This window comes from Glycomyces halotolerans (genome assembly GCF_054779575.1).
Genome location: NZ_BAAGXZ010000025.1, coordinates 1 through 19,679, shown reverse-complemented (window position 1 = coordinate 19,679; position 19,679 = coordinate 1). Strand labels below are relative to the sequence as shown.

The window sequence follows — 19,679 nt, the reverse complement described above, 5'->3', positions numbered from 1 at the left end:
TACACTCCTTAAGGTCCCGCCAGGAGAAGAGTGCATGAGCAAACAAGACGACAACCAGGCCGGCCTGCTCCAGCCGGAGGCCCTGTCCAGGGCCGTCAAAGAAGCGAGCACGGCGATCGAGGCCGCCTCGAGCCTCGAGGATCTCGCCGCCGCCAAGTCCGCCTGCCTCGGCGACAAGGCCCCCGTGTCGCTGGCCCGCCGCGCGATCGGGTCGCTGCCGGGCCCCGAGCGCGGTGAGGCCGGCCGCAACGTCAACGCCGCCCGCGCCGAGATCACCGAGGTCTTCGAGGCCCGCAAGGCCGTCCTCGAGGCCGCCGAGGCGCAGCGGATCCTCCGCGAGGAGCGGGTCGACGTCACCGAGCGCACCTCCCGGCGCCGCACCGGCGCCCGCCACCCGATCAACGTCCAGATGGACCGCATCGCCGACCTGTTCGTCGCTATGGGATACGAGATCGGCGAGGGCCCCGAGGTGGAGCTCGAGTGGTTCAACTTCGACGCGCTCAACATCCACCCCGACCACCCCGCCCGGACCATGATGGACACCTTCCACCTGGCCGGCGGCGACGGCGAACACGGCTCCGGCATGGTGCTGCGCACGCACACCTCCACGGTGCAGATCCACACGATGCTCACCAAGGAGCCGCCGATCTACACCGTCGCGCCCGGACGCGTCTACCGCACCGACGAGCTCGACGCCACCCACTCGCCGGTGTTCCACCAGACCGAGGGCCTCGTGGTCGACAAGGGCATCACCATGGCCGACCTCAAGGGCACCCTCGACCACTTCGCCAAATCGGTGTTCGGACCCGAGGCCAAGACGCGCCTTCGCCCGTCCTACTTCCCGTTCACCGAGCCCAGCGCCGAAGTCGACGTCTGGTTCACCGCCCACAAGGACGGCGCCCGCTGGATCGAGTGGGGCGGCTGCGGCATGGTCAACCCGCGCGTCCTGCGCGCCTGCGGCATCGACCCCGAGGTCTACTCCGGGTTCGCCTTCGGCATGGGCGTCGAGCGCGCGCTCATGCTGCGCCACGGCATCACCGACCTGCGCGACATCATCGACGGGGACGTCCGCTTCCCCGCCGGCCTGCGAGTGGAGGAGTAACCGATGCGGATCCCAGTCTCCTGGCTGTCGGAGTACGTCGCCCTGCCCGAGGGCCTCACGACCGAAGCGCTCGACGCGGCGCTGGTCGACGCCGGACTCGAAGTCGAAGAGGTCCACGACATGCGCGAGCAGGTCACCGGGCCGCTCGTCGTCGGACGCGTCGCCACCATCGAGGAGCTCACCGAGTTCAAGAAGCCGATCCGGCACTGCCACGTGGAGGTCGGCGAGGACGAGCCGCGCTCGATCGTCTGCGGCGCCCGCAACTTCGCCGAAGGCGACCTCGTCGTCGTCGCGCTGCCCGGCGCGGTGCTGCCCGGCGGCTTCGCCATCGGCTCCCGCAAGACCTACGGGCGGTTGTCGGACGGCATGATCTGCTCGGCCCGCGAACTCGGCGTCTCCGACGACCACGAGGGCATCATGGTCCTTCCCGAAGGCACCGTCGGGGAGGACGCCCGCCCGGTCGTCGGCCTCGACGACGTGGTCTTCGAACTGGCCATCACCCCCGACATGGGCTACTGCTTCTCGATCCGCGGCGTCGCCCGCGAGGTCGCCCACCAGCTCGGCGTCGAGTTCACCGACCCGGCCTCGAAAGCGGTGGAGCACAAGCCGACCGACGAGCCGCCGCACCCGATCGGCGTCGAGACCGACGGCTGCACCCGCTTCACGCTGCGCGCCGTCCACGGCGTCGACGCCAACGCGCCGTCCCCGGAATGGATGGCGCGCAGGCTCTCCCACGCCGGGATGCGCCCCATCGGCCTTGCCGTGGACGTCACCAACTACCTCATGCTCGAACTGGGCCACCCGCTTCACGCCTTCGACCTCGACCGCCTCCAAGGCGGCCTGGTCGTGCGGCGCGCCCGCGCGGGGGAGAAGCTCACCACCCTCGACGACGTCGAACGCGAGCTCGACCCCGAGGACATGGTCATCTACGACGACTCCGGGCCGCTCTCGCTGGCCGGCGTCATGGGAGGCGAGTCCTCCGAGGTCGGACCCGAGACCCGCAACGTGCTCATCGAGGCCGCCCACTGGGACCCGGTGTCGATCGCCCGCACCTCCAGGCGGCACAAGCTCACCAGCGAGGCCTCGAAGCGGTTCGAGCGCGGCGTCGACCCCGCGCTGAGCGCCCTGGCCACGCAGCGCGCGGTCGACCTGCTCGTCGAGCACGGCGGCGGGACGCTCTCGGACCGGATCGCCGACGTCGACCACCGCGGGCCGGTCCAGCCGATCCGACTGCCGGTCGACCTGCCCGCGAAGACCATCGGCGTCGACTACGAGCGCTCCACGGTCGTGGCGATGCTGGAGGCCGCCGGCTGCGCGGTCACCGGCGACGAGGCCACCCTGACCGTCACGCCCGCGACGTGGCGCCCCGACCTGACCGACCCGGCCGACCTGGTCGAGGAGGTCGCGCGGCTCCACGGCTACCGGCACATCCCCTCGAGCATCCCGCGGGCCATCGCCGGCACCGGCCTGACGGCGCAGCAGCGCCGCCGGCGCCGCGTGGCCCGGGCGCTGGCGGACAACGGCTATGTCGAGACCTACACGTTCCCGTTCGTCTCGCGTCAGCGCGCCGACGAACTCGGGTTCGACGAGAAGGACCCTCGGCGCGACGCGATCGCGGTGCTGAATCCGCTCGACGAGTCGGCTCCGCTCCTGCGCACCTCGGTCCTGGCGAGCCTGGTGGGCGCGGTCAAGACGAACCTGTCCCGTGGAGCGAGGGACCTGGCCGTGTTCGAGGAGGGCCTGGTCTTCCGCCCCGCCGAGGGCTGGGCCGGGCTCGAGGCCGTCGAGCTGCCGGTGGCGCACCGGCCGGACGACGCCGCGATCGCGGCCGCCGTGCGGCGCCTGCCCGAGCAGCCCCGTCATCTCGCGGCGATCCTGTGCGGCACGGCCGAACCGGCGGGCGTCGACGGCGCCGGCCGCGCGGTCGACTGGACCGACGCGATCGAGGCCGCCGAGATCGCGGCCGAGGCCGCGGGCGTGGATCTCGACGTCTCCCAAGGAGAGACGGCGCCCTGGCACCCGGGCCGGTGCGCCGAGCTGAGGGTGGACGGCGAGGTCGTCGGCCATGCCGGCGAGCTGCATCCGGAGGTGTGCGCGGCGCTCGACCTGCCGGGTCGCACGGCCGCGATGGAGCTGGACCTGAGCGCGATCCCACTGCCGGACCTGGCTCCGGCGCCGGTCATCTCGCACTACCCGGCGACGCTCATCGACGTGGCGCTGGTGGTGGACGAGTCCGTCTCGGCCGGCGAGGTCGAGGCGGCGCTGCGCGAAGGCGCGGGAGAGCTGCTCGACTCGCTGCGGCTGTTCGACGTCTACCGCGACCCCAAGCTCGGCGAGGGCAAGAAGTCGCTGGCGTTCAAGATGGAGCTGCGGGCGGGCGACCGGACGCTGACCAACGAGGAGGGCGTCGCCGTTCGCGACGCCGCGGTCGCCGTGGCCGGTGAGCGGTTCGGCGCGGCGATCCGCGAATAGTCGCGACGAGCCGGCGGGCGTCCCGCCGGCTCGTCCTATTAAGACTCCGCTGGGCGAATTGCGGGTACCCGGGCCCGCCGAGTGGTCCGCACATTTTAAGGTACGTGTGTGGAAAACGGGAGTAATGCTCACGTTGAGGCGGGCCATCCGAATCGGAGCGGTGCCCGGCGCGGCAGCCACCGCGCCGGAGCGGGCCGCCACCGCGCCGGCAACGGACTGCCGCTCCCGTCGCTTCCCGGGCACCCGACCAAGCTCCACCTCGTCGTCGCCGGGGCGGTGGGCCTCGTGCTCGCCGCCGGCCTCGTCATCGGCCTCCAGCATCTGGGATCCGACGAAACCGCCGGCGGCGAGCCGGAAGCGCTCGTGGCCTACCTGTACTCCGGCGGCGACGCCGTCCCCGCCGACTTCGCCGACCGGCACACCAGCCTCATCGGGCAGGTCCACCGCGAACTCGAGGCCCGCTACGGCATCGGCGCCGACCAGGTCTACCACCCCGACGACAACCCAGGCGGACACCGCATCGTCCTCACCCTCGACCGGCGCCTCCAAGAGGCCGCCGAGACCGCCGGGGACACCGGGGTCGTCGTCGCCGTCGAACCGGGCACCGGAGCGGTCCTGTGCTACTTCGGAGCCGAGGGCGAGGACGGCACCGACGCGGTCGGCACGGGCTCGCCCCACCCGCCCGACTCGGTGTTCGACATGATCACCGCCGCCACCGCCCTCGAGAACGGCGCGTCGATCAACTCGTGGTGGAGCGGCGAGGACGCCGATGTGACCCTCACCGAAGCGGTCCGCGAATCCGACGCCGCCGCGATCCGCAGCGTCGCCGAGACCTTCGGAGCCCAGGCGGTCCTCGACATCGCCGCCGGGCTCGGCGTCACCGCCATGGCCGACGCCGACGGCACCGTCCACCAATTGGAGCAGGGCTCGGACTACGGAGGCGCGTTCGAAGCCTCCGGGTTCGGCGGCTACGGGGTCAGCGTCGTCGACATGGCCTCGGCGTACGCCACCATCGCCGCCGACGGCCTCCACGCCCAGACCCACTTCGTCGACCGCGTCGTCGACTCTGCCGGCGAAACCGTCCAGCCCGCCCAAGGCATCCGCACCAACCAGGCCCTCAAGCCCGAGACCGCCCGGGACCTGCAGTTCATCGGACTCGGCCACAGCGGCGCGCTCCAAGGCCGGGAGTTCTTCGGCCTCCCCGCCGCCTGGCCGGACGAACCGCCGCAGTCGTGGTTCGTCGGCGCGATCCCGCAGCTGAGCGTGGCCGCCTGGATCGGCGACGCCGAGCACGCCGACGACGCCGAGACCGCCGGCATCCCGGTCTGGCGCCAGGTCGTCGACACCGCGATCGACGCCAGGGACTACCGGCCGGAACCCTGGCAGGGTGCGGCCGGCGAGGGCGAGGACATCATCGACGGCATCCGCAACGACGACGGCAGCGTCGACGACGACAGCGAGTACTGCCGGGCCAACCCCACCAGCGAAGCCTGCGCCGACGAGGAACCCAGCGAGGAGCCGTCCGACGAGCCCACGGACGAGCCCTCCGACGAACCTACGGACGAACCGAGCGACCCTCCGGACGACCCGACCGAGCCGACCGAGGAACCCACCTCTGAGGAACCGAGTGAGGACCCGACCGACGACTGCGGCTGGATCTGGTGCTGAGGACCGCGCCCGCGCGGGTCCGCCCGCCGATGTCTACGCTGGTGCCATCCACCGAACACAGGAGCAATGAATGTCTACACCGGAACCCTATGGCTCCCAGCCGCCCCCGCCGCCGAACCCGGGCATGCAGCCCCCGCCCGCACCGCCCGGCATGCCCTACGCCCAACCGGGTATGCCGCCGCAGTCCCACATGGCCGGCCCCGAGATCAACTCCAAGGCCGTCGCCGCCCTCGTCTGCGGCCTGATCTTCCTCGCCACGCCCTTGGGGCTCATGGGCCTCTTCTTCGGCAAGACCGCCCAGCGCCAGATCGACGCCGGGCACGGCATCGGGCGTCCGATCGCGAAGGCCGGCCGAATCCTCGGCTGGGTCTCCCTCGGCTTCACCATCTTCTGGGCGCTCTACCTCGTCATCGTCATCATCGCGGTCATCGCCGCGGTCTCATCCTCATAAGACTGCTAGGGTCCGACCATGTTGCCCAGGGCGTTCCGGCGACGTCGCCTCACCGTCGTCGCCGTCGCCCTGCTCGCGGCCACGCTCCTCGTGGCCGTCCTGGTGCGGACCGATCCGCTGTCACCGCCGTTCCAAGGACTCGACGACGCCTGGCTTCGTCTCATGGCCGGACCGCGCGACGGTCTGCTGTGGGGCCTGGCCGAGGCGTTCAACCACGGCGGGAGCACCAGGGGCCTGCTGCTGGTGTTCCTGCCGGCGGTCGTCCTCCTGGCGGCGCGGCGCTGGTGGTCGGCGCTGTTCGCCGTCACCGCCGTCTCGCTGACCTACGTCGTGGTCGACCTGCTCAAGCTCGTCGGCGACCGCCCGCGGCCCGAGGAGGTCTTGGTCGACGTGGTCACGGACGCCTTCCCGTCGGGCCACGCGGCTCGGATGGCCTCGATCGTGCTGGTCGCGACCGTCATCGCGATCCCGGTCGGAGCTCGGTGGTGGTGGCCGGTCGCCGTCGCCCTGGTCCTGGGGATGATGTGGTCGCGCACCTGGCAGTACGCCCACTGGCTCACCGACACCGTCGGGGGCGCCGCCACCGGCCTGGGGGTGTCGCTGCTGTGCTGGCGGGCGTTCGACCCGCTGCTCGAGCGCGAACGGCGACGGCGCGCGCAATGGGCCGAAGCCTCCGAAGCGGAGTGAATCCGGCACGGAACCGCGATGCGTTCGCAGGTCGCACCGTATTACGGTGGAGCGAACCCCCGCCCGGCGATCGAAGAGGCCCGTATGTCCACATCAGACTCACAGTCCGGACCGCCCCCGCCGAACGCGCCGCCGCCGTATCCGCCCCCGTACGGCTACCCGTACCAGCCGCCCCGGCCGGTGAACGGCATGGCGATCGCCGCCATGGTCCTGGGCATCGTCGGCGTCTGCAACCCGATCAGCGTCCTCGGACTCATCTTCGGGACGATCGCCCGCCGTCAGATCCGCGAACGCGGCGAGCAGGGTGACGGCTTCGCCGTCACCGGCATCGTGCTCGGTTGGATCGGCGTCGCCTCGATCATCTTCTGGATCCTGTACTTCCTGGCGATCTTCTCGTTCTGGATCCCGTTCGTCTCGGAGATGTCCGACCCGGAGAACTGGCCGACGCCCGAGCCGAGCGACTTCCCCAGCTGACCGCTAGCCATCTCGGCTCGACCGGCTCGACGGGAACAGCAGGTAGCTGAGGGGCACCAAGGCGGCGATCCCGACGATCGCGCCCCATCCGAGCATCTGCTCCACGAGCGGCTCGGTCGCCTCGGCGTCGCCGACGATGAGGACGAAGAGACCCGTCACCGCCCAAGCGATCGCGTACATCGCCACGATGCCGAACCAGATCTTGAGTTCGTACCGGAACCGCCGCAGCCACGCCCGCGGCGGCTTCGGCGGCGGCGGACCCTGGCCGAACAGGTGCGCCGCCTTCGCGTCGGCCCACTTGACTGTCCGGTGCCCGAAGACGACCGTGTATCCGAGGTAGACCGCCGCCAGCGCGTGACGCAGCCCCGGTTCGCCGCCCGATCGCACGTCGACGATCGAGACCGCTAGCAGCGTCAGGTCGAGCACCGGGGTGCTCAGCAGCAGGATCGCGCCGACGCGCTTCCATTTCAGCGCGTATCGGGCGGTCAGTCCGGCTGCGATGAAGAGCCAGAACGCCACTTCGCAGGCGATGATCACGTAAACGAGCACGCCTGCAAGGGTCGGCCCTTTTCTCCCGCGGTGCATCGGCGCACGGGAGGAGAACGGGATGCGACGAACGGATCGGCGCTCCTGCGACCAAAGTCGGAGCCGCGTCTCGGCTGCGCGGCCGACGCCGACGGACTTCGTTCGTGATGGGATGGGCGGCGTGGACCGCCCGCTGCGTCGCGCCCGTCGTGCCGACCTCATCGCCGCCGCAGCGCTGTTCGCCGCCGGTTCCGTCCTCACGGCGCTCGGCAGTTACGAGCGCTTCGTGGTCGACCTGCCGATCGCGGTGCGCTTCGTGCCGTTGGCGCTGGTGTGCTTCGGCGTCGCGGTGCGTCGCGCCCATCCGGGGTGGTGCCTGACCGCGGGCCTGGCCGGGTTCGGGATCGAACTCGGAATAGGGATCTCCCTGGCGGCGATCTGCATCCTCACCGACAACCTGTATTCCTTCGCCCGCTACGGTCCCCGGCGCGCGCTCCAGATCATGCTGCCGGCGACCGCGGCCTGCATTCTCGCGTACGGCGTGTGGGCGGCGCTCGGAGGCAACTCGGTCGCTGCGGTGGTGAGCACCATGGCCATCGCCGCGGTGATCCTGGTGTCGCCGCCGATCACCGCGATCATCGTGCGCCAGGCCCACGACCGAGCCGAACTGGAGGCCGAGCGGGCCGAGCAGACCGCCCGCCTGGCCGACGCGCGCCGCCGCGAGGCGGTCCTGCGGGAACGCACCCTCATGGCCCGTGAACTGCACGACACCGTCGCGAACTACCTGAGCGCCATCGCGTTGCAGTCGACCGGACTCCAGGCCCGCGAGCACCTCGACGCGGCCACCGTTCAGCGGTCGGTCGCCGCGATCCGCCAGAGCAGCGTGGACGGCCTGGCCGAACTGCGTCGCATCATCGGCCTGCTGCGCGGCGGCGAGGCCGACGAGGAACTCGCCGCGTTCCGTCTCGACCAGCTCCCCGAGCTGGTCGACCGGATGCGCCGGGTCGGCTTGAAGGTCGAACTCGACATCGAGGGGCCGCCCCGCGAAGTGCCCGACGCGGTGGCGACCGCCGCCTACCGGGTCGTCCAGGAGTCGCTGACGAACGCCTTGAAGTACGGCGCCGACGCCGCGGTCGCGATCGCCTATGAGCCCGAGCGCCTCACCGTGGCGGTCGACAACGCGATCGACGCTTCGGCCGCCGCCGTTCCGAGCGGCGGCGCGGGACTGGTCGGCATGACCGAGCGCGTCCGGTTGCTCGGCGGTACCGTCCGAACCGGGCCGGACGGCGAGCGATGGCACGTCCGTGCCGAGATCCCGACAGGAGGAGCCCCATGACGACCGTCCTGCTGGCCGACGACCACGCCGCGGTGCGCGCGGGGTTGCGGATGCTGCTCGACAGCGCCGACGACATCGAGGTGGTCGGCGAGGCCGCCGACGGCGTCGAAGCGGTCGAACGGGCGGCGGCCCTGCGGCCCGACGTGGTCGTCATGGACGTCCGCATGCCCCGCAAGGACGGCATCGCCGCGGCCTGGGAGCTGCGCGGCGTCACCGACGTGCTGGTCCTGACCAGTTACGACGACGACGCCAACGTCTTCGACGCCCTGCGGGCCGGCGCCTCCGGTTTCCTGCTCAAGGACGCCGACGCCCAGACGCTCGTCGACGCCGTCCGCGTCGTCGCCCGCGGCGACGGGCTCATCTCGCCGGCCGTGACCCGGAACCTCATCGCCGAGTTCGGCCGCATGCGCCCGACCTATGCCCCGATTCCGGTCGAGGACGGGGGCGCGGCGAGCCTGACGGCGCGGGAGAGCGAGGTCCTCTCGCTGATCGGTGAAGGTCTCTCGAACGCCGAGATCGCGGCCGACCTCGGCATGGCCGAGGCCACGGTCAAATCACACGTGACGCGCCTGCTGGCCAAGCTCGGCCTCCACAGCCGCGTCCAAGCCGCCATCTTCGCGCGTGAGCAGGGACGATAGACGTCCCACAAATTGGTATATCGCGTTGTCCACCGACTTGAATGCTGATACATTGCTTTGCATAGTCATTCAACCCGGAGGTTTACCGTGACGTACCAGGTCGCCGTGGCAGGCGCCAGCGGCTACGCGGGCGGCGAGGTGCTGCGGATTCTCGCAGGCCACCCGCAGCTCGACGTGGTGGCCGCCAGCGCCCACAGCCAGGCCGGTGAACGCATCACCGCCGTCCACCCGCACCTCGCCGCCTACGCCGACCGACGCTTCTGCGAGACCACCCCGGAAGCGCTCGCCGGAGCCGACCTGGTCATCATGACCCTCCCGCACGGCCAGTCCGCGGCGCTGGCAGCCGAGCTGCCCGAAGACACCAAGATCGTCGACCTCGGCGCCGACCACCGGCTCCAGGACGCCGCCGCCTGGGAGGCCTACTACCACAGCCCGCACGCGGGGACCTGGACCTACGGCCTGCCCGAGCTCCCCGGGCAGCGCGAGGCCATCACCGCCGCGAACCGGGTCGCCGCCACCGGCTGCTACGCCGTCTCCGCCATTCTGGCCCTGCGGCCCCTGATCGAGTCGGGAATCGCCGAACCGGCCGACGTGGTCGTCGTCGCCGCCTCGGGCACCTCCGGGGCCGGCAACGCGCTCAAGAAGCGCCTGCTCGCCAGCGAGGTCGTCGGCTCGATGAGCCCGTACAAGGTCGGCGCCCACCAGCACGTCCCCGAGATCAAGCAGGCCACCGGCGCGGCGAGCCTGTCGATGACCCCGCTGCTGGCGCCCATGCCGCGCGGCATCCTCGCCACCGTCACCGCCAGGCCCGCGGCGAGCGTCACCGCCGCCGACGTCAGGGAAGTCCTCGCCAATGCCTACGACGGCGAGCACTTCGTCCACGTCCTCGCCGAGGACGCCTGGCCGGCCACCGCCTCGACGTACGGCACCAACGCCGTCCACCTCCAAGGCGCGATCGACGCCGACTCCGGCCGCATCATCGTGTGCTCGGCGGTCGACAACCTCGGCAAAGGCGCGGCCGGACAGGTCGTCCAGGTCGCCAACCTCATGCTCGGCCTGCCCGAAGAGGCGGGACTGACCGTGAACGGAGTCGCGCCATGACAGCCCCGCACCCGTCGCCCCACCCAGCCGCTCGCTCGCTCGAGAAACTCGAACGACTCGCCGTGTCCGACAGCTCGCCCCAAACCGGAGTAAACGCATGACCGTCACCTCCCCGAAGGGCTTTCGGGCCTCCGGCGTCACCGCCGGCCTCAAGGAGTCGGGCAAGTCCGACCTGGCACTGGTCGTCAACGACGGGCCCTCCCAGGTCGCGGCGGGCCGCTTCACCGGCAACCGCGTCCAGGCCGCGCCGATCAAGTGGAGCCGGCAGGTGCTCACCTACGGCGCGCTCAAAGCCGTCGTCCTCAACTCCGGCGGCGCCAACGCCTGCACCGGCCCCGAAGGCTTCCAGGACACCCACGCCACCGCCGAGAAAGTCGCCGACGCGCTCGGCTGCGGTGCGATCGAGGTCGCCGTCTGCTCCACCGGCCTGATCGGCGAGCGCCTCCCGATGGACAAGCTCCTGCCGGGGGTCGACCAGGCCGCGTCGGCCCTGTCCGAGACCGGCGGCGAAGCCGCCGCCGAGGCGATCATGACCACCGACACCGTCGCCAAGAACGCCTCCCGCACCGCCGAGGCCGGCTGGACGATCGGCGGCATCGCCAAGGGCGCGGGCATGCTCGCCCCCGGCCTGGCCACCATGCTCGTCGTCCTCACCACCGACGCCCTCATCGACGCCGACACCGCCGACGCCGCGCTCGGCACCGCCTGCCGGTACTCCTTCGACCGGCTCGACTCCGACGGCTCGATGTCGACCAACGACACCGTGCTCCTGCTCGCCTCCGGCGCCTCGGCCGTCGAAGCCGACCCCGACGAGTTCACCGCCGCCCTGACGAGCCTGTGCACCGAGCTGGCCCACCAGCTGCTCTCCGACGCCGAAGGATCGACCAAAGACATCGCCATCACCGTCACCGGGGCGCACACTGAAGACGACGCGGTCGAGGTCGCCCGATGCGTCGCCCGCGACAACCTGGTCAAGACCGCCATGTTCGGCTGCGACCCGAACTGGGGCCGCATCCTCGCCGCCGTCGGATGCGCCAAGGCGCCGTTCGACGCCGACGCGGTCGACGTCGCCATAGGCGGGGTGTGGATCTGCAGGTCCGGCGCCGCCGGCGAACCGCGCGACAAGGTCGACCTGTCCGGCCGCGCCGTCGACATCACCGTCGACCTGCACAACGGCGACGCCCAGGCCACCGTCTGGACGAACGACCTGTCCCACGACTACGTCCACGAGAACTCGGCCTACTCCACATGAACAGCATCGACAACCTGGCACCGCACCTGAAGGACGCGCTCGGCAAGGCCGAGACGCTCGTCGAGGCCCTGCCCTGGCTGCAGCGCTTCGCCGGGCACACCGTCGTCATCAAGTACGGCGGCAACGCCATGATCAACCCCGAGCTCCAGTCCGCCTTCGCCGCCGACATGGTGTTCCTCCACTGCGTCGGCATCAAACCCGTCGTCGTCCACGGCGGCGGGCCGCAGATCTCGGCGATGCTCAAGAAGCTCGACATCGCCTCCGAGTTCAAAGGCGGCCTGCGCGTCACCACCCCCGAGGCCGCCGACGTGGTCCGCATGGTCCTGGTCGGCCAGGTCGGCCGGGAACTGGTCGGCCTCATCAACAACCACGGCCCGCACGCCGTCGGCATGAGCGGTGAGGACGCCCAGCTCTTCACCGCCAAGCGCCGCTGGGCCGACGTCGACGGCGAACGGGTCGACGTCGGCCGGGTCGGCGACGTCGCCAGCGTCAACACCGACGCCGTCGACGACCTCATCGCCGCCGGGCGCATCCCCGTGGTCTCCACCGTCGCGCTCGACCACGAAGGCGTCCTCTACAACCTCAACGCCGACACCGCCGCCGCCGCGCTGGCCGAAGCGCTCGGCGCCCAGAAGCTGGTCATCCTGACCGACGTCGAAGGGCTCTACGCGGACTGGCCGGACAAGGACTCGCTGCTGCGGCAGGTCACCACCTCCCAACTCGCCGAACTGCTGCCGAAACTCCAGTCCGGCATGGTCCCCAAAATGGAGGCATGCCTGCGGGCGGTCAAGGGCGGCGTACCCCAGGCGCACGTCATCGACGGGCGCGTTCCCCATTCGACGCTGCTGGAGATCTTCACCTCCGAAGGCGTCGGCACGATGGTCGCGGAGGGCAAATGAGCTACTCGGACGAACTCAAGGGCCGCTTCAAGGCCGCCGTCATGGGCAACTACGGGCTCCCTCCCGTCGCCATCCGCGAAGGCGAGGGCCGCCACGTCACCGACGTCGACGGCGACACCTACCTCGACATGATCGGCGGCATCGCCGTCTCCAGCCTCGGCCACAACCACCCCGCGCTGGTGGAGGCCGTCAGCGTCCAGGCCGCGCGCCTGGCCCACACCTCCAACCTCTACCTCCACGAGAAGGAGGTCGAGCTCGCCGAGAAGCTCCTCGAACTCTCGCGCGTCGACGGCAAGGTCTTCTTCTGCAACTCCGGCACCGAAGCCAACGAGGCCGCCCTCAAGCTGACGCTCCTGGCCGGCGCCGACAGCGGCCGCAGCAAGATCGTCGCCGCCGAGAACGGCTTCCACGGCAGGACGCTCGGCTCCCTCTCGATCACCGGCAAGGCCGCGATCCGCCAACCGTTCGAGCCGCTCGGCCGCGACGTCGCGTTCGTGCCCCACGGCGACGTCGAAGCCCTCGAAGCCGCCGTCGACGACCGGACCGCCGCGGTATTCCTCGAGGCGACCCAAGGCGAAGCCGGCGTCGTCCCCGCCTCGCCGGACTACCTCGCCGCCGCCCGCCGGCTCACCGCCGATGCCGGCGCCGCGCTCGTCATCGACGAGATCCAGTCCGGCTTCGGCCGCACCGGCGCCTGGTTCGCCCACCACGCCGCCGGCATCGTCCCCGACGTCATCACCGTCGCCAAGGGCATGGGCGGCGGCGTCCCGATCGGGGCCGCCATCGGCGCCGGCCGCTTCGCCGAGGCCCTCACCCCAGGCACGCACGGCTCCACCTTCGGCGGCAACCCGATCGCGTGCGCCGCCGCGCTCGCCGTCATCGACACCATCGAACGGGAGCACCTGTTCGACAACGTCCTGGGCCTCGGCGAACGCCTCGATGCGCGGTTCGAATCCGACAAGCGCATCGCCGAGGTCCGAGGCGTCGCGCTGTGGCGGGGCATCGCGCTGACCGAGCCGATCGCCGCCGACGTCTGCGCGGCCCTCGCCGCGAACGGCGTGCTCGCCAACCCGGTGCGGCCCGACACGATCCGGATCGCACCGCCGCTCACCATCACCGCCACCGAGCTCGACGAGTTCTGCGACAAGCTCATCGCCGCACTCGACGACGTATCGCCAGCCCCCGGAGGACGACCGTGACCCGGCAGACCGCGGAGCAGACCGCAAAGCACTTCTTGAAAGACGACGACCTCACCGTCGACGAGCAATCCCGGATCCTCGACCTGGCCGCCGCGATGAAGAGCGACCGGCACGGCCACGGCCCACTGGCCGGACCCAAATCGGTCGCGGTGATCTTCGAGAAGCCCTCGACCCGCACCCGCCTGTCGTTCCAGGTCGGCATCGCCGAACTCGGCGGCAACCCCGTCGTCATCGACTCCCAGTCCACGCAGCTCGGACGGGGCGAGACCGTCGCCGACACCGCCGCGGTCCTGTCCCGCTACGTCGACGCCATCGTCATCCGCACCTTCGGCGACGACCGCATCGCCGAACTCGCCGAGCACGCCACCGTCCCGGTCGTCAACGCCCTCACCGACGGCTGGCACCCCTGCCAGCTCCTTGCCGACCTCCAGACCGTCGCCGAGCACCGGCCGCTCCGGGGCGCCACGATCGCCTACGTCGGCGACGCGGCGTTCAACATGGGCAACTCCACCGTCATCGCCTGCTCCATGGCCGGCATGCACGTCCGCATCGGCGCGCCCGCCGGCTACCAGCCCGCCGAGGCGGTCCTCGAACGCGCCGCCGAGATCAACGCCGCCACCGGCGGCTCGGTCACCGTCACCGACGACCCGGCGACGGCCGTCGCCGACGCCGACGTCGTCTCCACCGACTCCTGGGTCTCGATGGGCATGGACGACAACGACCGGCGCCTCGCCGATCTGAGCGAGTACCAGGTCAACGAGCGGCTCCTCGGCCACGCCGCCGACGATGCGATCGTCCTGCACTGCCTGCCGGCCCACCGCGGCCACGAGATCACCGACGAGGTCATGGACGGCCCGCACTCGCGCGTCTTCGACCAGGCCGAGAACCGCCTCCACGCCCAGAAGGCCCTCCTGGCCCACCTGATCGGAGGCGCATCGAAATGAACCAGCCCACCAGCAAAGCCGCCCGGCAGGCCCGCATCGTCGAGCTCATCTCGAGCCGCTCGATCCACTCCCAGACCGAACTGCAGAACCTCCTCGCCGACGGCGGCATCGACGCCACCCAGGCGACGCTCTCACGCGACCTCGAGGAACTCGGCGCGGTCAAAGTGCGCGGCACCGACGGCGGCCCGGCGGTCTACTCGATCTTCCCCGAAGGCGACCGCCCCCTGCGCGACGCCGAAGCGCCCCCCGACCGGCTACAGCGGCTCCTGCGCGAGCTCCTCGTCTCCGCCGACCACTCCGCCAACCTCGCGGTCCTGCGCGTCCCGCCCGGTGCGGCCCAGTACATGGCCAGCGCCATCGACCGCTCCGGCCTGGCCGACGTCATCGGCACCATCGCCGGCGACGACACCATCGCCGTCATCGCCAGGAACGGCGTGACCGGACTGCAGGTGGCCGAACAGATGCTCCATTGGGCCGGCAAAGTGCCCACCCCGTACACCACCAGTGAGATGAAGGAGAACCAGTGATGACCGAGAAAGTAGTGCTCGCCTACTCAGGGGGCCTGGACACGTCCGTCGCCATTCCGTACCTGGCAGAGCAGCTCGACGCCGAAGTGATCGCCGTGGCCATCGACGTCGGCCAGGGCGGCGAGGACCTCGAGGCCATCCGGGAACGGGCCCTCGGCTGCGGCGCCGTGGCCGCCGAGGTCGTCGACGCGCGTGAAGAGTTCGCCGCCGAGTACTGCTTCCCGGCGGTGGCCGCCAACGCGCTCTACATGGACCGCTACCCGCTCGTGTCCGCCCTGTCGCGGCCGTTGATCGTCAAGCACCTGGTCGAGGCCGCCGCGAAGCACGGCGCCACCATCGTCTCGCACGGCTGCACTGGAAAAGGCAACGACCAGGTCCGCTTCGAGGCCGGGCTGGCCGCTCTGGCCCCGCACCTGAAGATCGTCGCGCCCGCCCGCGACTTCGCCTGGACCCGCGACAAGGCCATCGCCTTCGCCGAGGAGAAGCGCCTCCCGATCGACGTGACCGCGAAGTCGCCGTACTCGATCGACCAGAACCTGTGGGGCCGCGCGGTCGAGACCGGCTTCCTCGAGGACATCTGGAACGGACCCATCGAGGACATCTACTCCTACTCCCAGGACCCGGCCGGTCAGCGCGAGGCCGACGAAGTCGTCATCACCTTCGAAGGCGGCCGCCCGGTGGCCCTCGACGGCGTCCGCAAGTCCGCCTTCGACCTCGTCCACGACCTCAACGACCGCGCCGGCGCCCAGGGCATCGGCCGCATCGACATGGTCGAGGACCGGCTCGTCGGCATCAAGAGCCGCGAGGTCTACGAGTCCCCGGCCGGCATCACGCTCATCGCCGCCCACATGGAACTCGAGAACGTCACCCTCGAACGCGAGCAGGCCCGCTTCAAGCGGAACGTCGACCAGCGCTGGGGAGAACTGGTCTACGACGGCCTGTGGTTCTCGCCGCTGAAGAACAGCCTCGAGGCGTTCATCGACGAGACCCAGAGCCACGTCAGCGGCGAGGTCCGCCTGACTCTCCACGCCGGCAAAGCCACCGTCACCGGACGGCGCTCCGAAGCCAGCCTCTACGACTTCGACCTGGCGACCTACGACGAAGGCGACGCCTTCGACCAGTCCAACGCGCGCGGCTTCGTCGAGCTGTGGAGCCTCCCGGCGAAACTCGCCGCCGCCCGGAACGAGCGGGTCAAGGGCGCCTGATGACGAAACTCTGGGGGGGACGCTTCTCCGGCGGCCCCGCCGCCGCCCTCGAAGCCCTGAACGCCTCCATCGGCTTCGATTGGCGGCTGGCGCCCTACGACCTGCGGGCCTCCAAGGCCCACGCCCGCGTGCTGCACCGCGCCGGGCTCCTGGACTCGAGCGAACTCGAGCGGATGTTCGCCGCGCTCGACGACCTCGCCGCCGACGTCGAATCCGGGGCCTTCACCGGCACCGTCGCCGACGAGGACGTACACACCGCGCTCGAACGCGGACTGGTCGAACGACTCGGCGACCTCGGCGGCAAACTCCGCGCCGGACGCAGCCGCAACGACCAGATCGCCACCGACCTGCGCCTGTACTGCCGCGACCGGGCGCGCGCTCTCGCCGCGGACCTCGCCGACCTGGTGGGCGCGCTGGCCGACCAGGCCGCGACGGTCGCCGACGCGCCCGCCCCCGGCATGACGCACCTCCAGCACGCCCAGCCGGTCACCTTGGGCCACCAGCTGCTGGCGCACGCCCAGGGCTTCCTGCGCGACCTCGACCGGCTGTCCGACTGGGACGGTCGCGCCGCGGTCTCGCCGCTCGGCTCCGGGGCACTGTCCGGCTCGTCGCTGCCGCTCGACCCGGCGGCCGTCGCCGCCGAACTCGGCTTCGACGCCCCGGCCGCGAACTCCATCGACGGCGTCGCCGACCGCGACTTCGCCGCCGAACTCGCCTTCGTGTGCTCCATGATCGGCGTGCACCTCTCCCGCCTGGGGGAGGAGGTCATCCTGTGGGCCAGCCAGGAGTTCGGCTGGGTCACGCTCGACGACGCGTTCTCGACCGGGTCGTCGATCATGCCGCAGAAGAAGAACCCCGACGTCGCCGAACTCGCCCGCGGCAAGTCCGGGCGCCTGGTCGGCAACCTCACCGGCCTGCTGGTGACGCTGAAGGGACTTCCGTTCGCCTACAACAAGGACCTGCAGGAGGACAAGGAGCCGGTCTTCGACTCCCTGGACAACCTGGAGCTGCTGCTGCCGGCCGTCATCGGGATGGTCGAGACGCTGACCTTCAACGTCGATGTGCCGCGCGAGGCGGCCCCCAAGGGTTTCAGTCTGGCGACCGAGATCGCCGACTGGCTGGTCCGCAACGGCGTGCCGTTCCGCAGCGCCCATGAGGTCGCCGGCGCCTGTGTGGCCCACTGCGAGGAGCGGGGCATCGAGCTGCACGAGATCGACGACGCCGACCTCGCCTCCATTTCGGAGCACCTCGATCCGGCCGTCAAGGCGGTGCTCGATGTGGACGGCGCGCTGGCCGCGCGCACGACACCGGGTTCGACGGGGCCGAAGGCCGTGGCCGATCAGCTGGCGGCCGTGCGCGAGGCCGTGGACCGGTGGCGGGCCTGGGCCGGTTGACGGCCCACTGGACGGGCCGCGGGGCATGGGTGAGCGCCCCGCGGCCGTTATCCGGTCACGCCGCTGAGCACCGTTGGCCGTTGGCCCACGCCTCGACGTCCGGGAGCGGCCGGCTGGGACCGGAGACGACGAATCCGACGGTCACGGTGTGGGAGCCCGAGCCCGACCACCAGTCGGGTGGGGTGATCTCTGTCGTCGAGCCGTTCTGGGCGTAGTCGCCGTTCCAGCCCGAGAGGATCCGCTGGCCTCCGGAGAAGTGGAGGAGGACGCGCCAGTCCTCGATCGGCTCATCGGCGGCGATGGTGACCTGCCCCTGGTATCCGGAACTCCATTCGTTGACGATCGCCAGGTCGTGGGTGCAGTAGTCGTCTTCGGGCCGTTCGTTGCCGCCCCGCTCGATGGTGATCGGTTCGCCGCAGCGGTCGACCGGGGTGGTGCCGTTCTCGTCGGGCACCACGCAGATCGCCGCGGTCACGTATTCGATCTCGGCGTCGACGGGCGAGTCGAGCGAGAACTCGTAGGGAGCGCCGGTGCCGGGGTACGGTCCGCCGTCGTCGGGGCCCTTGATCGGCACGATGTGCTCGTCGACCGGCCAGTCGCTGACGTGGGCGGTGAACTCGATCTGGCGTGGGCGGGGGACGACGGTGAGGCAGACTTGGCCGGGCGGCGGCGGCACGATCGCGGCGGTGCCTTCGATCTGCACCGACGGGACCTCGGGGTCGTGGGCGGCGGGCCAGAAGGCCTGGCCTTCGGTGTGGAACACGGTGCACCGGTCTTCGCCGGTGACGGAGAGCTCGAACGGGGTCGGGGCGTACGCGGGGTGCTCGGCGGCGGCCGGCGAGGCGAGTCCGGCGGCGAGGAACAGGGCGCCGGCGAGGGTCAGGATGTTACGCAGGAGGGTGGGCAATCGGTTCATCGCGACTCCAAGGCGGATTCTGAGAGCGCTCCCAACCATCGCGCTACGAAGCGGTACAAATAGAAGTATCCGAATATAGCGGTTCAATGTCAAGGCGGTCACGCTCGGCAATCGAGCGCAGGTTTGTTGTTCTACAAATGTTGTACACTGGTCGTGTGAGTATCGGTTTCAGACCCACGGACGAGGATGAGCGGATCATCCGCAGCTTTCAACGAGAAGGTGAGAACACTACCGACGTGATCCGCCGAGGACTGCGCAGTCTCGAACGGCTTGCGTGGGAAGACCAGGCGCGGGCCGACATGGCACGTCTCGCCTTGGAGAACCTGGCTGAGGAGCCAGACGCTTGGGAGTATGACGAGTCGGGCGACATCCGAATCACCGGTACGGATATCACCGTCCCGAGCCGTGAGGGCAGTGGGCGGTGATCCGCGGTGCCGTCTACCCCATCGATCTGGGGGAGGCAAAGCGCGGCCATGAGCAGCGAGGAAAGCGGCTCGGACTAGTGCTCAGCAACCACTTCGACCAATGGAGCACCGTCATGGTCGTTCCAACCTCGACGAGCGCCAAGCCAGCGGTCTTCCGACCCGAAATGGTCGTTGCGGGACGGGAGACGTTGCTGCTCGTGGACCAGATGCGAAGCATCGATACGCATTACGTCACCGGCGGCCTTGTCGACTTCCTCGGCCAAGAGGACATGGAGCAAGTCGAATACGCCGCGGCCAGATACCTCGGGTTGGCGCACTGACGCGCGGCCCCCGACGCTCAGCGTCGGGGGCCGCGCGTCAGTTGTCGGCGCGGCCGTCAGCGGGCCGCGGCCGGTTCTCTCCGCGCTTCCCGGTGCTCCGGCTCGAGCTCCACGGTCACGTGCGGCAGGACCCGGTCGAGCCAC

20 protein-coding genes are annotated in these 19,679 nt (G+C 70.7%); 18 read left to right on the top strand and 2 right to left on the bottom strand.

All coding sequences use genetic code 11. From position 1 onward, the window contains the following. Positions 1-34 precede the first annotated feature (34 nt). The 6 genes from pheS (at position 35) to ACYVL2_RS17380 (ending at position 6,854) form a co-directional block, all read left to right on the top strand. Complete coding sequence (gene pheS, locus ACYVL2_RS17405) at positions 35-1,102, top strand: phenylalanine--tRNA ligase subunit alpha (protein WP_460545652.1); 1,068 nt, start codon at positions 35-37, stop codon at positions 1,100-1,102. A 3-nt stretch (positions 1,103-1,105) separates the two neighbouring features. Further along, a complete protein-coding gene (gene pheT, locus ACYVL2_RS17400; protein ID WP_460545651.1) occupies positions 1,106-3,574 on the top strand; it encodes a phenylalanine--tRNA ligase subunit beta in 2,469 nt (822 codons plus the stop codon). A 108-nt stretch (positions 3,575-3,682) separates the two neighbouring features. After that, positions 3,683-5,242, top strand: a complete 1,560-nt coding sequence (locus ACYVL2_RS17395) for a penicillin-binding transpeptidase domain-containing protein (protein ID WP_460545650.1) — start codon at positions 3,683-3,685, stop codon at positions 5,240-5,242. 70 nt (positions 5,243-5,312) lie between these two features. Beyond that, a complete protein-coding gene (locus tag ACYVL2_RS17390) occupies positions 5,313-5,693 on the top strand; it encodes a DUF4190 domain-containing protein (protein WP_460545647.1) in 381 nt (126 codons plus the stop codon). An 18-nt stretch (positions 5,694-5,711) separates the two neighbouring features. Next, complete coding sequence (locus tag ACYVL2_RS17385; protein ID WP_460545645.1) at positions 5,712-6,380, top strand: phosphatase PAP2 family protein; 669 nt, start codon at positions 5,712-5,714, stop codon at positions 6,378-6,380. An 84-nt stretch (positions 6,381-6,464) separates the two neighbouring features. Continuing rightward, on the top strand, positions 6,465-6,854 hold the full coding sequence (locus ACYVL2_RS17380) for a DUF4190 domain-containing protein (RefSeq protein WP_460545643.1): 390 nt from the start codon (positions 6,465-6,467) through the stop codon (positions 6,852-6,854). Between the two features lie 3 nt (positions 6,855-6,857). Here the strand turns inward: ACYVL2_RS17380 and ACYVL2_RS17375 are convergent, their stop codons facing one another. Further along, positions 6,858-7,403: a hypothetical protein gene (locus ACYVL2_RS17375; RefSeq protein WP_460545641.1), complete on the bottom strand. Its 546-nt coding sequence runs from the start codon at positions 7,401-7,403 to the stop codon at positions 6,858-6,860. Between the two features lie 157 nt (positions 7,404-7,560). Here ACYVL2_RS17375 and ACYVL2_RS17370 point away from each other — a divergent pair, with 157 nt between their 5' ends. From ACYVL2_RS17370 to argH, 10 genes are all read left to right on the top strand, one after another. After that, a complete protein-coding gene (locus ACYVL2_RS17370) occupies positions 7,561-8,715 on the top strand; it encodes a sensor histidine kinase (protein ID WP_460545640.1) in 1,155 nt (384 codons plus the stop codon). Next, a complete protein-coding gene (locus ACYVL2_RS17365; protein WP_460545638.1) occupies positions 8,712-9,353 on the top strand; it encodes a transcriptional regulator in 642 nt (213 codons plus the stop codon). The genes ACYVL2_RS17370 and ACYVL2_RS17365 overlap by 4 nt, the downstream gene beginning before the upstream one ends. Positions 9,354-9,440: 87 nt before the next feature. Next, positions 9,441-10,454, top strand: a complete 1,014-nt coding sequence (gene argC, locus ACYVL2_RS17360; RefSeq protein WP_460545636.1) for an N-acetyl-gamma-glutamyl-phosphate reductase — start codon at positions 9,441-9,443, stop codon at positions 10,452-10,454. Positions 10,455-10,551: 97 nt separating this feature from the next. Next, positions 10,552-11,706, top strand: a complete 1,155-nt coding sequence (argJ, locus tag ACYVL2_RS17355) for a bifunctional glutamate N-acetyltransferase/amino-acid acetyltransferase (RefSeq protein ID WP_460545634.1) — start codon at positions 10,552-10,554, stop codon at positions 11,704-11,706. Continuing rightward, positions 11,703-12,605: an acetylglutamate kinase gene (gene argB, locus ACYVL2_RS17350; protein WP_460545632.1), complete on the top strand. Its 903-nt coding sequence runs from the start codon at positions 11,703-11,705 to the stop codon at positions 12,603-12,605. Before argJ ends, argB begins: the two co-directional genes overlap by 4 nt. After that, positions 12,602-13,804 carry a PLP-dependent aminotransferase family protein gene (locus ACYVL2_RS17345; RefSeq protein WP_460545629.1) on the top strand — a complete coding sequence of 401 codons (1,203 nt, stop codon included), beginning with the start codon at positions 12,602-12,604 and terminating at the stop codon, positions 13,802-13,804. Before argB ends, ACYVL2_RS17345 begins: the two co-directional genes overlap by 4 nt. Further along, positions 13,801-14,748: an ornithine carbamoyltransferase gene (gene argF, locus ACYVL2_RS17340; RefSeq protein WP_460545627.1), complete on the top strand. Its 948-nt coding sequence runs from the start codon at positions 13,801-13,803 to the stop codon at positions 14,746-14,748. Before ACYVL2_RS17345 ends, argF begins: the two co-directional genes overlap by 4 nt. Next, positions 14,745-15,275 (top strand): arginine repressor, encoded by a 531-nt coding sequence (locus ACYVL2_RS17335; protein ID WP_460545625.1) that lies wholly within the window; start codon positions 14,745-14,747, stop codon positions 15,273-15,275. The genes argF and ACYVL2_RS17335 overlap by 4 nt, the downstream gene beginning before the upstream one ends. Beyond that, entirely contained in the window at positions 15,275-16,480 is a 1,206-nt protein-coding gene (locus ACYVL2_RS17330) for an argininosuccinate synthase (protein WP_460545623.1), read from the top strand. Before ACYVL2_RS17335 ends, ACYVL2_RS17330 begins: the two co-directional genes overlap by 1 nt. Continuing rightward, positions 16,480-17,874, top strand: a complete 1,395-nt coding sequence (gene argH, locus ACYVL2_RS17325; protein ID WP_460545621.1) for an argininosuccinate lyase — start codon at positions 16,480-16,482, stop codon at positions 17,872-17,874. The genes ACYVL2_RS17330 and argH overlap by 1 nt, the downstream gene beginning before the upstream one ends. Positions 17,875-17,929: 55 nt before the next feature. On the opposite strand, the gene ACYVL2_RS17320 is transcribed toward argH, so the two are convergent. Next, positions 17,930-18,790, bottom strand: a complete 861-nt coding sequence (locus tag ACYVL2_RS17320; protein ID WP_460545619.1) for a cellulose binding domain-containing protein — start codon at positions 18,788-18,790, stop codon at positions 17,930-17,932. Positions 18,791-18,945: 155 nt separating this feature from the next. Between ACYVL2_RS17320 and ACYVL2_RS17315 the strand changes: the two genes are divergently transcribed. Together ACYVL2_RS17315 and ACYVL2_RS17310 are read left to right on the top strand one after the other, a co-directional pair. Next, positions 18,946-19,215, top strand: coding sequence for a hypothetical protein (locus ACYVL2_RS17315; RefSeq protein ID WP_460545617.1), 270 nt, complete (start codon positions 18,946-18,948; stop codon positions 19,213-19,215). Further along, positions 19,212-19,535 (top strand): type II toxin-antitoxin system PemK/MazF family toxin, encoded by a 324-nt coding sequence (locus tag ACYVL2_RS17310; RefSeq protein WP_460545615.1) that lies wholly within the window; start codon positions 19,212-19,214, stop codon positions 19,533-19,535. The genes ACYVL2_RS17315 and ACYVL2_RS17310 overlap by 4 nt, the downstream gene beginning before the upstream one ends. Positions 19,536-19,679 lie beyond the last annotated feature (144 nt).

Bases quoted from the DNA above. Each gene is read 5' to 3' on its own strand.
- pheS (WP_460545652.1), top strand. From the start codon at position 35: ATGAGCAAACAAGACGACAACCAGGCCGGCCTGCTCCAGCCGGAGGCC.
- pheT (WP_460545651.1), top strand. From the start codon at position 1,106: ATGCGGATCCCAGTCTCCTGGCTGTCGGAGTACGTCGCCCTGCCCGAG.
- ACYVL2_RS17390 (WP_460545647.1), top strand. From the start codon at position 5,313: ATGTCTACACCGGAACCCTATGGCTCCCAGCCGCCCCCGCCGCCGAAC.
- ACYVL2_RS17385 (WP_460545645.1), top strand. From the start codon at position 5,712: ATGTTGCCCAGGGCGTTCCGGCGACGTCGCCTCACCGTCGTCGCCGTC.
- ACYVL2_RS17380 (WP_460545643.1), top strand. From the start codon at position 6,465: ATGTCCACATCAGACTCACAGTCCGGACCGCCCCCGCCGAACGCGCCG.
- ACYVL2_RS17365 (WP_460545638.1), top strand. From the start codon at position 8,712: ATGACGACCGTCCTGCTGGCCGACGACCACGCCGCGGTGCGCGCGGGG.
- argJ (WP_460545634.1), top strand. From the start codon at position 10,552: ATGACCGTCACCTCCCCGAAGGGCTTTCGGGCCTCCGGCGTCACCGCC.
- argB (WP_460545632.1), top strand. From the start codon at position 11,703: ATGAACAGCATCGACAACCTGGCACCGCACCTGAAGGACGCGCTCGGC.
- ACYVL2_RS17345 (WP_460545629.1), top strand. From the start codon at position 12,602: ATGAGCTACTCGGACGAACTCAAGGGCCGCTTCAAGGCCGCCGTCATG.
- ACYVL2_RS17335 (WP_460545625.1), top strand. From the start codon at position 14,745: ATGAACCAGCCCACCAGCAAAGCCGCCCGGCAGGCCCGCATCGTCGAG.
- ACYVL2_RS17330 (WP_460545623.1), top strand. From the start codon at position 15,275: ATGACCGAGAAAGTAGTGCTCGCCTACTCAGGGGGCCTGGACACGTCC.
- argH (WP_460545621.1), top strand. From the start codon at position 16,480: ATGACGAAACTCTGGGGGGGACGCTTCTCCGGCGGCCCCGCCGCCGCC.
- ACYVL2_RS17320 (WP_460545619.1), bottom strand. From the start codon at position 18,790: ATGAACCGATTGCCCACCCTCCTGCGTAACATCCTGACCCTCGCCGGC.